Below are 14,605 nucleotides of genomic sequence, written 5' to 3'. Positions count from 1 at the left end.
ATAGGTTTTATTCAGTAGATATAGAAAATAGATTATCGAACTAATTGCACCGACCAACAAATACCTATTCTTCAATTGTTTCGATGTTTCTTTAACGTTCTTTCGAAATGCTTTTATATCCTCAGTCCTTAACTTTTGGTGAAAGGTCATTTTTTTACCCCCAAGTCAAATCGTTCTTATAGCATTATGCTATTCAAATTTCCCCACTAAGAAAAAAGGAAAAACAGAAATAGAATAGAGAAACCCTCTATACTGTTTTTAAAAATTACCTCGGATAATTCTCTACGATATCTTTTACTTGTTCCTCATTTGAGAGATACTTTGGTTCTTTTAAAACTTCAACTTCAACAGGTCTTAAAATAATTAGAGAAAATATATAGAAATCACGACTGACTTGAAAATAAGTGTCTAACTCTTGTTGATTATCTATCCCTTGAATATCTTGATAGGAACTAAGAAAATCGTTTATTTTAGTGTATATTAAATTATCTCTTTCCCCCATACTTCCTGAAATCTCATTTAACCCGACAATTTTTTTTTCAACATCCTTAACGATGTTACTTATGATAGATTGATCTAAATTGTTATGAGAAAGCTTGGGCTTAAATATATCTGTTCCTTCTGGAAAATCTAATTCGCCCGTATTTATAACATATTCTTTTCCAATTTGATTTAGGTGCTCTTTTAATCTGGATGTTGAATTATCATTTAAGTTTATAAAGTTATTTTCGATTTCTATCCAGTCTTCCCCTATAACGTAAACTTTCTCATTGGTATAAGTAAATCCCCAATTAAAGTTTGGGCCAGGTACTTTGTCTGTCATTGCTTCAAGTTTATAGACAGATAGATAATCTGTCATGGTTAGTGCAATTGCAACCTTTTCTCTAAAATCGGAATCTTTATTATAATAGTGGAGTAAGTTTTCAGTAAAAATATTTCTAATATTTTCTGGTAGTCCTTTATACTCTTCAAGTGCATCTTTATTAGTTAACATATTTTTTTCATTTGTTGTTAATGAGTTTTCTTTCTGTCCTTCATTCGCTGTTTGACTCCCCTCCTTCCCATTCTTGTTAAAAAGGTTGTTATTATTTATCATATTAATAGTTATTATTATTAAAACGGCACAAACACTAACAGTGAGTAACCGGTTAAATATTAGTTGGAATCGTTTATTTGAAGTTCTACGATTTTCTAATCTGTTTATTTTCCTAATTGTTCTTTCCTTTACTGTTGTGTCAAATGGGTTATCTTTAAAAATATCTTCATCTAAAGCATTTTTAAACAGTTCCTTAGTATTCAAACCAATCACCCCTATTAAGTTTACTTTTGAGCAGTTGACGGCCTCGGTTTAATTTAGTTTTTACTGTTGAGACATTTTGAGATAGTAGTTCAGCGATTTCAGCTGTACTAAAGTCTTCATAATAATATAAAATAATGACCTCTCGATATCTCACTGGAAGTTCTAACACTGAAAGTGATAAACTTTTTCTCTCTGTAGAAACCAATAATTGTTCTTCTGGTGTAAGTTTTTCGCTTTTACTGAAGTGTCCAAAAAAATCGAAAATTATATCTTTCTTGAAAAATTTCTTTCTTAACAAATCCTTGCACTTATTTACTGTTATTCTGTATATCCAAGCTTTGTATGAAGTAATATTCGGTAAATTGTCGATATCCTTGTAGATACTAATAAAAACCTCCTGCATTACATCCTCAGCTAGCCTCCAATCCTTTACATATGTATAGGCTAAATTCATCATTGGTTTTCCGAATTCATCAATTAACTCCTCTATACTTTTTTTCTTATCTTCATTCTTATCATTAAGGGGGATATTCATTGGACAAATCACCTTCTCAAAATAGGTATTTATAATTAAAAAGACGAACACTATATAAATTTGGATTCAATTAAATAAATTATTTATGTCAATTCATAGTTTCAATCATAAACAAAAGGGCATGCTCTAAAAATACTAATACCAGATACTATACACAAGGTTAGTAGCAAAATAATCCTAACCAATCAATTGCAAGCCAAGGTCTCCACCATTAACAATATCAGGACTTAAAACGTGTTCATCTACAAAGTTACCTAAATCCAAAATAAACCAACTTAAATAAATAATAGAATACCAAAAACCTTGATATATCAGACTTAATTGATTTTTTACTTGAACGTATTTTACTCAGTTTTTCAATAGAATTTCCTCTTGCAGTATAGTGGTCACTCTCTAAACTGATAATGAATCAAAATAATAAAAGGGCCTTCTTAATAAAAAGGCCCCTTCACTACCTATACCAAAAATGAATAATAAAATCTCTTATTATAAATTACCCATTTTTATGTTATTTTTACAGTTAGCAAATATGGTTAAAATATAATATATTATGGCCTATTAAAATGACCATAATTTCTAAGGTCGTATTCAATAAGCTCCTATACCGAACCACTATTTATGGATACTAAACGTTAAGTCAAGTTACTGACTTTCCTAATAGATATTATGTAAAATAGAAACAAACTTGAACAGAACGGTAATGAATCCCCTCTACTTTTCATATAAACATTATTGTAAATGTTATGAATCGTGTTTGTTCCACGTAATATTACCCCCTTGGTCAGTCCTTTCATTATAGGAGGGCTAGTAGAGCAAGGCGAATAAAGGCGAAAAACCCACTTAGTGAGATAAGTGGGTTAAACATATACAATGATTTAAATTATCGCCAATAATGGACAACGACTAAGCAGACGCTCTATACATACGAAAAGCATTTTTCCCCATTTGTTTTGCTTGATACATTGCGATATCAGCTTTTTTGAGTAACTGAGAGATACTAGAGCCATCTATTGGAAATAAAGAAATACCAATACTTGCACTAATTCCGATTTCGTAATGGAAATCTTCCCAATCAGCTAGTATCTTCAATAGACTAGTTGCTTTATCTTCTATCACATTTTTCTCTGTCACATCAGGAAAGATGGTAACAAATTCGTCTCCTCCTAATCTAAACCCTGCACCATCTAGTCCAACAAAGTTTCTTATTCGTTCTCCAACCTCTCTCAGAACTAAATCCCCGACTTCATGGCCGTATTGATCGTTTACTTCTTTAAAACCATCTAGATCTAATAGAAGCAAAGAACCTTTGTGAAAGAGTTTCTCGAAGTTATCATACAAGAAATCTCTATTGTGCAAAGTAGTTAATTTGTCATATTTCACCCTTTTCTCTAGCTCAACAACACTCGTATACAGATTAGAGAATCTAGTAAGAATATCAACCTCTTTATCAGTAAACTTTGACTTCTCCGTGTCTAAAGCGCAGATAGTCCCGTACAGGCCTCCATCTTTATAAAAAACCGGTACACCTACATAGGATTGGATATTATATTCCTTCGTTAGAGCCAATTTACTAGTAAAAGGATGGGTTTGTGCTTCATCAATAACCCACGACTCTTTCATATTCACAATCTGTTGGCAATAAGAATCAGAGGTACTTAAAGTATCCCCGTCATTTAATTGTAGGTTCATTCCATTATCCAAAACTTTCACAAGTGTGAACATATTATTTCGTATCTTTGAAATAAAGAAAAATTTTCCGTCAATTAGTGAGTTAACTAATGCAAGCAAATCGTTAGCAACTTTGTAATCCATAGTTTACCTCAATTCTATAAATGGATAATATATGTTACCATTTTAGGACAATAATTGTCATCTGTAATTGATAAAGAGTGCTTTTCTAATTTAACTTCGTTGCAATGCCGGGAGAAACAAGCGGTGACTTCCTCTTAATTTTTCGCAAAGAAAAACAGCTACAGATTCCACTCAAATTACGTAAAAACAGCCTTATCCCTAAATGACAAAGCTGTTACTCTCATACCAATTTAATTTTCGCCACAGCCTTACACCGTGCAGAGGTTATGTGGCCCACAAGGGGTGCTGGTGAGTTTATTGTTTTCTCTTGAGAACTGTATCTTTCAGAAAACAGACTTTATCAAAAACAAAAGTTGCAGCTGTAAAGAATTTGAGAGTTACATCAACTCACTGTCCCCGTCGCATTAACATTCTTTTTCAAAGTTATCAAGCAATGCACGCACTTCATCAGTTGATTTCGTGGTCATCAATTGATTTCTTAATTCACCAGCGCCACGGAATCCTTTGACATAAATTTTGAAAAAGCGATGAAGTCCTGTGATTGAACGTGGTACTAATTCTGCATATTGATCTTGAAGATCAAGCTGCAGTCTTAATAAATCAAGGTATTCTTTACTGCTATGCTCTCTTGGCTCTTTTTCAAAAGCAAAAGGATTTTTAAATATACCTCGCCCGATCATAATGCCATCAATCCCATATTGTTCAGCGAGTTGCAGCCCAACTTTACGGTCAGGAATGTCTCCGTTGATGGTTAGAAGCGTATTTGGTGCAATACGGTCACGCAATTTTTTGATTTCCGGAATGAGCTCCCAATGTGCATCTACTTGGCTCATTTCCTTTCTAGTACGCAAATGAATAGAAAGGTTCGCAATATCCTGTTTGAAAATATGCGTAAGCCACTCCTCCCACTCAGAAACCTCCTTATTGCCAAGTCGTGTCTTCACGCTGACAGGCAGTCCACCCGCTTTTGCTGCTTGAATCAGTTCTGCCGCTACGTCTGGACGCAGAATAAGGCCACTCCCTTTCCCTCTCGATGCCACATTCGGTACAGGGCAGCCCATATTAATATCGATGCCTTTAAATCCTAGCTCTGCCATGCCAATACTCATTTGACGGAAATATTCGGGATTATCTCCCCAAATATGTGCCACCATTGGCTGTTCATCTTCTGTAAAAGTCAAACGGCCACGCACACTTTTCATGCCCTCTGGATGACAATAGCTATCCGAGTTGGTAAACTCTGTGAAAAATACATCCGGTCGACCGGCTGCACTTACTACGTGACGAAAAACAACATCTGTCACATCTTCCATGGGTGCAAGTACAAAAAATGGTCGTGGTAAATCACGCCAAAAATTATCTATCATTTCAAACTCAAATCCTCTCACAATGGATACATCTTCAGACTCTCAGTCAAAAACTATAAAGCAAAAATTCAACTTCTGTTACACTTATATCATGCTTAATACCTTATTATCAAACACAAATACCTTTGGACATTAATTTGTGAAAAACGGTAATATTTATTTTAACGAAAAACGGTCCTGAATGGTAGGTTTATAAACAAAAAAGCAGTTGATGCAGGTATTATCTAGATCAAATGCTTTTCTATTATACCAACTTCAACTTCACAACTACTTCACAATGATTACTATTTATGATTTTATTTTTTCATTTAATACAGGAATGCTGCCCCTATTGTTAAAAAGAAAAAGGGCTTCAACAATAACTCAATGTTAAATTGATATTTAAATACGCTAAAACTAAATTAACATACCAAATCACAAAAAAAGAGCAGGCATGCCTGCTCTTTTAGTTATTCACCAGAATATCTCTTAGTTTTTGGGCATCTTCTTTTTCTAAAGTTCCTAAGGTATTGTTTTCTCTGTCAATAATCGTCGCTGATGCCTCGCCTTGATTAAACCATATAATATACTCAAATAATCTTTCAGGCATATTTTTATCAAAATTGAAGAATAAAGTGGTTTTTACATCTTCTTTTCTAGCCATTTCAGCCTTAAAGTTCTGTTCCCACTTAATTCTTGCAAATAATCCTCTTAAAGCTTTCATCTTTTCTTTCTCTGTTACTATCGTTTCATTGTCACTGTTTTCACCTGTGAATATTTGTACATCTACTCTAGTTAGTTGGTTTAAATCAAACTCTTCAGTGTCTTCATTTGAACACCCGATAAGAGTTATTAAATAAATAGTAAATATAGATAAAATGGCAAGATTTCTTTTCATAAAAAAACCCCATATTTTTAATTTTCTAAATATATTCAATACTTATCATCCTGTACTCGAATACCATTTAAATTTCACTACCGTCACAACCGCACTCATATTCCTTGAATTTATATTCTTTGTACAGTCTAAAATCTTTAAAATTACTGGTTTTCGATTCGTAAACCTTAACCAAAGGAGCCACATCTACCTTTGCGCATTCCTTTATTTGTTCATCTAATTCCCTAGTTGAATCTATGCTATATTCGTTCATATCTAAATAAATATTATTATGTTCACAAACCTCCCTCGTTTGTTAAATAACGTAGGATACATTATTCACAAGAAACACTCCAATTAAATGATAAAAAAGTCGAGTCAACTATTGGAGTCTTGCCGTTCTCAATGCAAGCATTTTTTGCGTAATTATACGTATTAAGATTTAACACTGCTGTTAATATCAGTAAGGCTAAAACGATTAATGATAGTACATTCTTTCTCTTTGTCACTAAAAACACCTCTCCGCTCACTCTTTTGCTTTGCTTTATATATTTTACCATAAAAAACCAGACATCTTATTCAACTAATGCTATCCTTTTCTACAATAAGAGATTCCATAACTAGGCATTAAAATCAATGCTCCTATAACTTAAGTGAGTTTCTTCACAAATTGCGCGTAAGCTGTATTAATGATCCTTCACATAATCTGTTCCCCTCTTGTAAATATTAAAATATATTGTAAATCAAAAAGGAGGAAGAAAAAATTATGGACTCACAAAGGGCACAAGAAATATCGTTTTCATCAGTAATGACCAATGTAACTTATAATGGAAAACAAATCTACATAGAACATGTTGATCAACAAAAAGGAATGGCCACTATTCATCCCCTAGATGAACCTACTAAAAAGCAAACTGTTTCTGTAACCAGTTTACTTGAACAATAAAATAGAAAAAAATAAGTATATTTATTGCTTAGGAAGCAGTAAATATACTTATTTTTTATATAACACGATCTAGTTGTTTTTTTAAGCTGCCTGAAGAGCTTTTGCGAAAGCTATTAGCATATAAGACGATAATCAATAAAATAAGAATGGCCAAACTTGTATAGATATTACTATAAGTTACCCCATTAGAATCGATTAATAAAGGATTTAACTGCATGACATCTGCCTTTCTTTCTACTGCGATACTAATGAAAGTAGTGGCAACGGCTCCAGCAATGAAATTTGTCATCATAAAGATTCCCATACCTATACCTGATTGTTCTTTAGGCAAAGAACTAGAAACCGTATTTGCGAGGGCTATTTGTGTAAACGTTTGACCTATACAGGCAAATAGGAGAACAAACATAATTACATATGGTGATAGCCCTGAAAATATGGAAAGAAGACTATAACCGATGAAAAAACATGTTAATGCGGTATAGGTTAAGAATCGATTACCTTTATAATCTGCTATCCGTCCACCTTGTTTTCCTAATGATGCGGCTAACAGTGCTCCTGGAAACATTATTAACCCACTCATGAATGGAGAAATACCATTAACATTTTGTAAAAGGAGAGGAGTTAAATAAGGAATCCCGAATCCTATACCAGTACTCAATCCTGATACTAAAATGGCCAATGAGTAATTCTTGTTTTTAAATACAGTAATATTGATAAACGGTTCTCTTGCTTTACGTATTCTCCATATAAAAAGAACAAACATCATTAGTCCAAAGGAAGCAAACCATACTGACCTTTGGGTAATGGCAAGTAGACTGAGGGAAATTGTACCAGCTAGGAAGATAGCTCCAAGTATATCTGTCTTTGTCTCGTTATGTTGGACTTCTTCTTTTAGATATTTTCTGAATAAAGGCAAAGTAATGATTGATAAAAGTGAGATAATGAATAAATAGCGCCAACTGATAAAGCTTATGACTACTCCAGCTACTATGGGGCCAATAGCAGTTCCTAAAGCCGTTCCAGCCGAAACGATACCTAATGCGCGCCCCCGAGATTCTGGTGAGAAGTATCTAGATGGAATAATAAGCGATGAAGCTGGCATAACGGAGGCACCTGCTGCTTGTAGCATTCTTCCGAGAACCGTGATTTCAAAATTAATAGCCAAAAACCCAACAATGGAACCAACAGCAAAAAGGCTAAGTCCAAACGTTAGTAAGTTCATTAACTTGTATTTATCTGCTAGTTTGCCATACATAACCGTTCCGATTGCGTAAACAACAATATAACCAGTAATGATCCATCCAGCTTGAGAAGGCTTCAGATGAAAATCTCTCGTTATAGTAGGGACAGCCATATTGAACATGGTTGAGTTCATCACAGAGATAACTAAAGTAAAAGAGAGTAAGAAAATGAGTTTATCTCTATGTGAATGTTCAGATTTTATCATAAGTACCTCCATCTATAGTAATAATCATAATGAAGGAAGGGAAATGTCCTTTCCCTTCCTGTTCAGTGCTACTGTTAGTTTTGATTTGTCACTTATTTAGACATTTTTAAATCTAGCATGTCAATATTTTGTATCACCCGATCAAACCGTAGTGGGCTTGGTTCGCTAGGGAAAATATGATGTTCATATGGATCTCCTAAAATACGAAAGAAAGGCTCAAACAAACCAGACGCTAATAAGCCCAATACCTTCGTACAATGAGAGTCTAATCGATAAGAGTGAGAAGTATAGGCAGGAACATGGAGGAAATCACCTGGATTCATTTTTATTTCTTCTCCATTCGCCCACATCGTCATCTGCCCTTCTAGGCAAAAAAATGTCTCTGTGTGATGTTCATGATAATGATCTACTATTCTTTCTCCTTTCGGTCCCTCAGAAGAAACAATGATAAATTGACCATCCGTATTCTTTTGTGTGGCAATAATTCTATGCAGCTGATCACCAGTTAACAGACGATCACCTTCACCAGATTCTAGAACATAAGGGACCATTCTACCGGGAACTACATGATTTTCAACAAGCATTCTCCCTCCACTTGGTTTGATATCAAAGAAGAACTCAATATCAGTAGTAGTCGTAGCCTCTTGATATCGCTCATTAGGGATTTCATTTTTTATATGAGGGGGGTATTCTACCTTGTCATATGGTTCACCAATCATAGAGTAAAGTTGTGCAAGGCTTCCTTTAGATGTATAAGAGACAAACTTGGTTCTATGACTCTGATGCAATAACTATGTATGGTATTTGCAGGGATATGAGCATAATCACCTGGTAATAGGAGATACAGTTCATAATTCACGGAGAGTTCTAGTTTTCCTTCTAGCACAAATATTCCTTCATGAATCTCGTTGTGCTTATGGGAAGGAAAAGAATCACCTTTCCCTCCAGTAAGTAAAACCATTTCAAATATATGATCAGTACTTAAGGCATCTGCCATCACTGTAGCTACTTGTCGTCCGAATAGATATCTTTTTCCATCACCACTTCTCAGTAAGTATGGTACTTTTTCTTGTGGTAATCCTTGGTAAAGTCTTGTTGTCATTTTTCCATTCCCCTTTCAAATTATTGAATAGACCGGTCTGTCTAATTGTAGGGGAAAGGAAGTAAAAAATCTACCCCTTTTTTGGAAATACTAATGGAATGGCTTCCGCAACAGCTAAAAGGGGCCCAGGATCCTTATTGGTTAAAGATTGAATAATCCCTCCGCCCGTTAATGAATTGAAAAGAATTCCCGCTTTGGCTGCAACATCCTTTTCATATCCTTCTTTTATAAACTGATTGACAATAATCTGTTCCCAATTCTGAAATGCTTGCATACATGCTAGTCTTAAAGGTTCACTGATTAAAGCCGTTTCACAAGCAAGTAAACCAAGTGGGATTCCTTCGATGTCCTCTGGATTTCTGAATTGATTAGCTGAGTCTATAATGAAAGCTTGCATGGCATCCACTACGTCTAGCTCCTTATTAATAAAGAATATAATCCTATCTTCAATATATTTACTTGTAAACTTTACTGCTGCTAATGCTAGTTCTTCCTTCCCGTTTGGAAAATGATGATAAATGGACCCTTTCGGTAAACCCGTTTCCTTGATAATTTGATTGATACCTGTAGCATGGTACCCTTGGAGTTGGAAAAGCCCTGAGGCGATTTGAAGAATTTTTTCTTTTGAATCTAATTTCTTATCCATTGAGTAATGTCTCCTAAGTATTTTTACCTAAATATATGAAAAATAAGTTGTAAAATCAATCAATAGTTTTTTTGAGTTCCTATATAACTTGTTGATCTTTAAGGTAGTCTCTACATTATACTGGTTTTTGGAGAACCCACCTACCAACATTTAATATACTCAGTTACTAAATTAACACATTATTTTAGTTAACAAGAATGTACAAGCTATAAAATTAATAGATAATTTAAACCCCTTTTTCAACCTCCTTTTTTTTTGCTATGCAACAATGATCATGAATGGAAAATCTGTACAGTTTTGAGCATAACTGCTATACTTCCTCTAAGTAAGTACGTACATTCTTATTATATAGCGACAAAAAGTATACTAAACAATTCAAGGGGTGTGGAAATTGGGTCATGTTTGTTATCGTGAGTATAGTTGTGAAAAGGAACTAACGTTAGCTGTCATTGGTGGAAAATGGAAAATGTTAATTCTGTGGTATCTAGGCAAGGAAGGTACAAAACGCTTCAATGAATTAAAAAACTTAATGCCTTCTATTACCCAAAGAATGTTAGTGAACCAACTACGTGAGCTCGAATCCGACTTTATTATTCACCGAGAAGTATACCCTGTAGTCCCTCCGAAAGTGGAGTACTCCCTTACAGAGCGAGGAAAAACATTAATGCCCATTCTCGAGGCCATGTATGAATGGGGAAAAGATTATAAAGAATTTATAGAAACGCATACGGATGAAGAGGTACAAATGAAATAAGAAAAAGCACATGTACGGTAAAACGTACATGTTTTTTTTATGTCTGCACAGTATACTTTTTGTTACTATATGAGTTTAATGTGCGTACTTCACTTACTGATTATTTTGTATTTATAATAAGCTCATGCCACAACAAAACAAAAAAGGAGCGAAAAATTTATGAAATTGCAGTTAGCATTAGATTTAGTTGATATCCCAGGAGCTATTGAATTAGTGAAAGAAGTAGAGGAACATGTTGATGTAGTCGAAATTGGAACTCCAGTTGTAATCAATGAAGGTCTTCGAGCAGTAAAGGAAGTAAAGGCAGCTTTTCCTAATCTAACGGTATTAGCCGATTTGAAAATTATGGATGCTGCTGGCTATGAAGTAAGTCAAGCATCTGCTGCTGGAGCAGATATCGTCACCATTTTAGGTGTAGCTGAAGACGAGTCAATTAAAGGTGCTGTTGAAGAAGCGAAAAAACAAGGGAAACAAATCCTAGTTGATATGATTTCTGTAAAGGATATTGCTACACGTGCAAAACAATTAGACGAATTCGGAGTCGACTATATTTGCGTTCATACTGGCTATGATCTGCAAGCTGTTGGTAAAAATTCATTTGAAGACCTTGCAACAATAAAGAGTGTGGTAAAAAATGCGAAAACAGCTGTTGCTGGAGGAATTAAACTAGAAACACTTCCAGAGGTAATTGATCAACAACCTGACCTTGTTATTGTAGGCGGTGGGATTACTGGAAAAGAGGACAAAAAGGCAGTAGCAGCAAGGATGCAAGAACTAATTAAAGAAGCAGTTTTACAAGGATAATCAAGCATGAATATAACGCACTATTTAGGAGAAATAGTACAGGAATTAAATAAAACCGTTGATTTAATTCCTGAATTAGAAGCTGAAAAATTATTAAAAAGCATTTTAGAATCAAAAAAAGTCTTTGTGGCTGGTGCAGGAAGATCTGGCTTAATGGGCAAATCATTTGTAATGCGTATGATGCATATGGGAATTGATGCCTATGTGGTAGGAGAAACGGTTACCGCGAATTTAGAACGAGGAGACCTCCTGATTATTGGTTCAGGCTCTGGAGAAACGAGTACGTTAATTGCAATTGCAGAAAAAGCGAAAAAGTTAGGTGGAATGGTAGCGTTAATTTCAGCCTCACCTGAATCTACACTTGGAAAACTAGCGGATATCATTGTTCCACTACCGGGTGCACAGAAAGATAAATCAAACAGTGATTACCATACTATTCAACCAATGGGCTCTCTATTTGAACAGACAATGCTGTTATTTTATGACGCATTAATATTAAGATTTATGGAGATTAAAGAATTAGACTCTAGTAAGATGTACGGAAAGCATGCAAACCTGGAATAAAGAATACTTTTAATTTTATGAGTCTTTGAATTGAAGTGTTCCTAAGCTAGATATTTACACAGTCTGAGTCAAACCTTCTTTAGACTCAGACTGCAGCAAGCTCGGCATATGTTATAAACTGAGTAGCAGGTGCTGTTGAAACCTTCAAATGTCTCTATTCCCATTCCTAATTCCAAAGGAAAAGAAAAGTTTTTGACTCGTCTCTGTTGTGATTACCACTTTCACCACCTGTTCTTTAATATGTGCAGGTAAAGTAAATGTGTTTTTTGTGACATTGGCTTTTACAATTTCGTTTCCGTCAATATAATAAGCGTCCATAGGCAAGTGTTTTTCTTCATTTGCTATAATCACTTCCACCTCTACATCACCCGAAACAACCATTTCATCAATACCAACAGGACTAATTGGTAAAATATATGGTTCTTTGTCCACCATGCAGCCCTCACTCTTATTATTAGTCCAACAGGAGCTTGGATGAATAGATGCTCTCTTCTGATTAACATATAAACCAATTTGAGGAGTCTTTTTATTTTTTATAACGGTATAGTCAATAGAATCTTCTGCTCTCTCCATTATTTCGGGTAGAATAGAAAACAGGATGATAGCAAAAGGGACTAAAGTAACATATCTAAACTTTATGGAACTTTCCCTATGGAAGATTAGATAATCTACACCAAAAAAGATAAGAGCCACAAAGAGCGTTAAACTAGTAAAACCTATCCCTCCCATAAGCCCAATTAAACCAGCAGGGATAATATGTATCAAGAAACTCATTAAAAGCTTAAAATGTTTTACTTTTTTTGTAACAAAACCTGCTATTAAATTGACTGGGACAGCTGTACAGAGAATAACAGGTGTAGCATACATAGCAAATGCCAATAATAGGAGCCAATATTCCTCAAAAACAGTTACATCTCCCTCACCCCTTACTAATGGTTCAAAAACCCCACTTAGAAGAGGCAAAACAAGTAACGAAAGGAAGAGTGATACGATTACCACCTTCATTCTATTAGTCCACATACCCTTCTCTCCAATCCTAAGAGATAGTAATAAATCATTGCGAAACAATTCACATATAATGTTAACACAGTTTAGATACAATTTTAACTATATTTGTAAAAAACTACCTATAAGCTTTTCTAGGATAGTCAGCATCTATTCCCACAGGAGCCCATCCAAATTATCAATAATAAACTCCCTTTAATATGTCAATAATGTTTTACATATTCATAAGGGGTTGTTGTATTGAGATTCACAAGTTAAACAAACTAGGAGATACTAATAAAATTGGTCAAATCTCAAAATGGTAGGAATTAGTACCGAAGATCACTATCAATGGTTGTGGGAAGTTTATCTTCAATATGGAGAAATACCCAAAAGACCAGTAGGTATGTTTGGAGGAAGAGAATCTGTGTGGAGATCAGTTGAATATACACCTCCCGAAATAGAGGGATATGTTAGGAATCTAGGTAAAATGATAGGACAATTATATATTTCCACAAAAGATACAGGTTATCGAAATATACCAGACGTTTCCTAAAAAACATAATATTTGCCCCTTCTCTAAAGAGTTGGGGCAAATATGGTTTTTATTCACCATGTTTATTTGTGAATGAGAATCTAGCAGAATTTATGTATTAGATTTTGTAACATCTTCAATAATCCAGTCAGATGCGCTTAATAAATCAGGAAATACTGCATCAGCTAGGGGGTCACTCTCTCCAAGAAAAATGCCTTTTGTTCCTGCTTTCTTCCCTGCTTGGATGTCTGTATCAGTATCTCCAACCATATAGGACTGAGCAAGGTCAATATTATATTTTTCGGCTAATTCGGTGATCATTTTCGTACCAGGTTTTCTGCATTCACATCCTACTTTTGGCTTATGAGGACAGTATGCCACATCTTTGATGACAGCTCCCTCTTTTTTAAGTTCGACTATCATGTGTTCATGGATTTTTTCAAGTTGATTTACTTTCATGAATCCTAGCCCGACTCCACCTTGATTGGTAACAACAAAAATATTGTCTCCAAAAACCTCATTTAGTTTTCGAATGGCTGTTGGAACACCGGGTAAGAAGTATAATTCCGAAGGCTTGTTTACAAACTTAACCCTTTCCGTCAACACTTCGTTTATTACTCCGTCTCTATCTAAAAATACAGCTCGTGCTCCCATCGTTAACACCCCCTCATTTCTATATTATTATTCATATACATTAAAGTAATACTTTAAATGTCCTATAGTATCCACGGGCACTAAATTAACTTTTGATGACCTCATTATCCTAATCTTTGGTATACGCGGGCACTAAACCAACTTTTAGTGACCTCATTCTACTAATTTCTGGTATACGCGGGCACTAAATTAACTTTTAGTGACCTCATTCTACTAATTTCTGGTATCCACGGGCACTAAACCAACTTTTAGTGACCTCATTCTACTAATTTCTGGTATCCACGGGCACTAAATTAACT

14 protein-coding genes and 1 pseudogene are annotated in these 14,605 nt (G+C 34.7%); 4 read left to right on the top strand and 11 right to left on the bottom strand.

Annotated elements, in window-relative coordinates:
• Window positions 1-265: 265 nt before the first annotated feature.
• The 6 genes from BKO01S_RS03425 to BKO01S_RS24230 all read right to left on the bottom strand — a co-directional run bounded on the left by BKO01S_RS03425 (window position 266) and on the right by BKO01S_RS24230 (window position 6,379).
• A complete protein-coding gene (locus tag BKO01S_RS03425; protein ID WP_066048609.1) occupies window positions 266-1,300 on the bottom strand; it encodes a hypothetical protein in 1,035 nt (344 codons plus the stop codon).
• Window positions 1,290-1,835, bottom strand: coding sequence for a sigma-70 family RNA polymerase sigma factor (locus BKO01S_RS03420; RefSeq protein ID WP_066048606.1), 546 nt, complete (start codon window positions 1,833-1,835; stop codon window positions 1,290-1,292). Before BKO01S_RS03420 ends, BKO01S_RS03425 begins: the two co-directional genes overlap by 11 nt.
• A 903-nt stretch (window positions 1,836-2,738) precedes the next feature.
• Window positions 2,739-3,647: a sensor domain-containing diguanylate cyclase gene (locus BKO01S_RS03415; RefSeq protein WP_066048603.1), complete on the bottom strand. Its 909-nt coding sequence runs from the start codon at window positions 3,645-3,647 to the stop codon at window positions 2,739-2,741.
• A gap of 404 nt (window positions 3,648-4,051) precedes the next feature.
• Window positions 4,052-5,014, bottom strand: a complete 963-nt coding sequence (locus BKO01S_RS03410) for a tRNA dihydrouridine synthase (RefSeq protein ID WP_198158764.1) — start codon at window positions 5,012-5,014, stop codon at window positions 4,052-4,054.
• 445 nt (window positions 5,015-5,459) lie between these two features.
• On the bottom strand, window positions 5,460-5,891 hold the full coding sequence (locus BKO01S_RS03405; RefSeq protein WP_066048597.1) for a hypothetical protein: 432 nt from the start codon (window positions 5,889-5,891) through the stop codon (window positions 5,460-5,462).
• A 314-nt stretch (window positions 5,892-6,205) separates the two neighbouring features.
• The gene (locus BKO01S_RS24230; RefSeq protein WP_157077274.1) at window positions 6,206-6,379 is read right to left on the bottom strand and encodes a hypothetical protein; all 174 of its coding nucleotides are present in this window, start codon (window positions 6,377-6,379) and stop codon (window positions 6,206-6,208) included.
• 257 nt (window positions 6,380-6,636) lie between these two features.
• Between BKO01S_RS24230 and BKO01S_RS03395 the strand changes: the two genes are divergently transcribed.
• A complete protein-coding gene (locus BKO01S_RS03395; protein WP_066048590.1) occupies window positions 6,637-6,816 on the top strand; it encodes a small acid-soluble spore protein H in 180 nt (59 codons plus the stop codon).
• Between the two features lie 55 nt (window positions 6,817-6,871).
• Here the strand turns inward: BKO01S_RS03395 and BKO01S_RS03390 are convergent, their stop codons facing one another.
• From BKO01S_RS03390 to BKO01S_RS03380, 3 genes and pseudogenes are all read right to left on the bottom strand, one after another.
• Window positions 6,872-8,263, bottom strand: coding sequence for an MFS transporter (locus BKO01S_RS03390; RefSeq protein ID WP_232311144.1), 1,392 nt, complete (start codon window positions 8,261-8,263; stop codon window positions 6,872-6,874).
• Between the two features lie 92 nt (window positions 8,264-8,355).
• Window positions 8,356-9,365: pseudogene (locus BKO01S_RS03385) on the bottom strand (quercetin 2,3-dioxygenase).
• Window positions 9,366-9,435: 70 nt separating this feature from the next.
• Window positions 9,436-10,011: a TetR/AcrR family transcriptional regulator gene (locus BKO01S_RS03380; protein WP_066048582.1), complete on the bottom strand. Its 576-nt coding sequence runs from the start codon at window positions 10,009-10,011 to the stop codon at window positions 9,436-9,438.
• 391 nt (window positions 10,012-10,402) lie between these two features.
• On the opposite strand from BKO01S_RS03380, the gene BKO01S_RS03375 reads away from it, so the two are divergent.
• The 3 genes from BKO01S_RS03375 (at window position 10,403) to hxlB (ending at window position 12,133) form a co-directional block, all read left to right on the top strand.
• Window positions 10,403-10,765, top strand: a complete 363-nt coding sequence (locus BKO01S_RS03375) for a winged helix-turn-helix transcriptional regulator (protein ID WP_066048579.1) — start codon at window positions 10,403-10,405, stop codon at window positions 10,763-10,765.
• A gap of 159 nt (window positions 10,766-10,924) precedes the next feature.
• Window positions 10,925-11,569 carry a 3-hexulose-6-phosphate synthase gene (hxlA, locus tag BKO01S_RS03370; RefSeq protein ID WP_066048577.1) on the top strand — a complete coding sequence of 215 codons (645 nt, stop codon included), beginning with the start codon at window positions 10,925-10,927 and terminating at the stop codon, window positions 11,567-11,569.
• A 6-nt stretch (window positions 11,570-11,575) separates the two neighbouring features.
• The gene (hxlB, locus tag BKO01S_RS03365; protein WP_066048572.1) at window positions 11,576-12,133 is read left to right on the top strand and encodes a 6-phospho-3-hexuloisomerase; all 558 of its coding nucleotides are present in this window, start codon (window positions 11,576-11,578) and stop codon (window positions 12,131-12,133) included.
• A 144-nt stretch (window positions 12,134-12,277) separates the two neighbouring features.
• Here hxlB and BKO01S_RS03360 read toward each other — a convergent pair whose 3' ends face one another.
• Entirely contained in the window at window positions 12,278-13,153 is an 876-nt protein-coding gene (locus BKO01S_RS03360) for a hypothetical protein (protein WP_066048569.1), read from the bottom strand.
• A gap of 610 nt (window positions 13,154-13,763) precedes the next feature.
• The gene (locus tag BKO01S_RS03350; protein ID WP_066048562.1) at window positions 13,764-14,306 is read right to left on the bottom strand and encodes a D-glycero-alpha-D-manno-heptose-1,7-bisphosphate 7-phosphatase; all 543 of its coding nucleotides are present in this window, start codon (window positions 14,304-14,306) and stop codon (window positions 13,764-13,766) included.
• Window positions 14,307-14,605 lie beyond the last annotated feature (299 nt).

It is taken from the genome of Robertmurraya korlensis NBRC 107688, assembly GCF_001591645.1.
Classification (GTDB): domain Bacteria; phylum Bacillota; class Bacilli; order Bacillales; family Cytobacillaceae; genus Robertmurraya_A.
The sequence above is the reverse complement of the archived record's forward strand: the minus strand, read 5'-3'. Positions and strand labels throughout refer to the sequence as shown.

Excerpts from the sequence above, each read along its gene's own strand:
- BKO01S_RS03420 (WP_066048606.1), bottom strand. The coding sequence starts at position 1,835 with ATGAATATCCCCCTTAATGATAAGAATGAAGATAAGAAAAAAAGTATA.
- BKO01S_RS03415 (WP_066048603.1), bottom strand. The coding sequence starts at position 3,647 with ATGGATTACAAAGTTGCTAACGATTTGCTTGCATTAGTTAACTCACTA.
- BKO01S_RS03410 (WP_198158764.1), bottom strand. The coding sequence starts at position 5,014 with ATGATAGATAATTTTTGGCGTGATTTACCACGACCATTTTTTGTACTT.
- BKO01S_RS03405 (WP_066048597.1), bottom strand. The coding sequence starts at position 5,891 with ATGAAAAGAAATCTTGCCATTTTATCTATATTTACTATTTATTTAATA.
- BKO01S_RS03395 (WP_066048590.1), top strand. The coding sequence starts at position 6,637 with ATGGACTCACAAAGGGCACAAGAAATATCGTTTTCATCAGTAATGACC.
- BKO01S_RS03390 (WP_232311144.1), bottom strand. The coding sequence starts at position 8,263 with ATGATAAAATCTGAACATTCACATAGAGATAAACTCATTTTCTTACTC.
- BKO01S_RS03380 (WP_066048582.1), bottom strand. The coding sequence starts at position 10,011 with ATGGATAAGAAATTAGATTCAAAAGAAAAAATTCTTCAAATCGCCTCA.
- hxlA (WP_066048577.1), top strand. The coding sequence starts at position 10,925 with ATGAAATTGCAGTTAGCATTAGATTTAGTTGATATCCCAGGAGCTATT.
- hxlB (WP_066048572.1), top strand. The coding sequence starts at position 11,576 with ATGAATATAACGCACTATTTAGGAGAAATAGTACAGGAATTAAATAAA.
- BKO01S_RS03360 (WP_066048569.1), bottom strand. The coding sequence starts at position 13,153 with ATGTGGACTAATAGAATGAAGGTGGTAATCGTATCACTCTTCCTTTCG.
- BKO01S_RS03350 (WP_066048562.1), bottom strand. The coding sequence starts at position 14,306 with ATGGGAGCACGAGCTGTATTTTTAGATAGAGACGGAGTAATAAACGAA.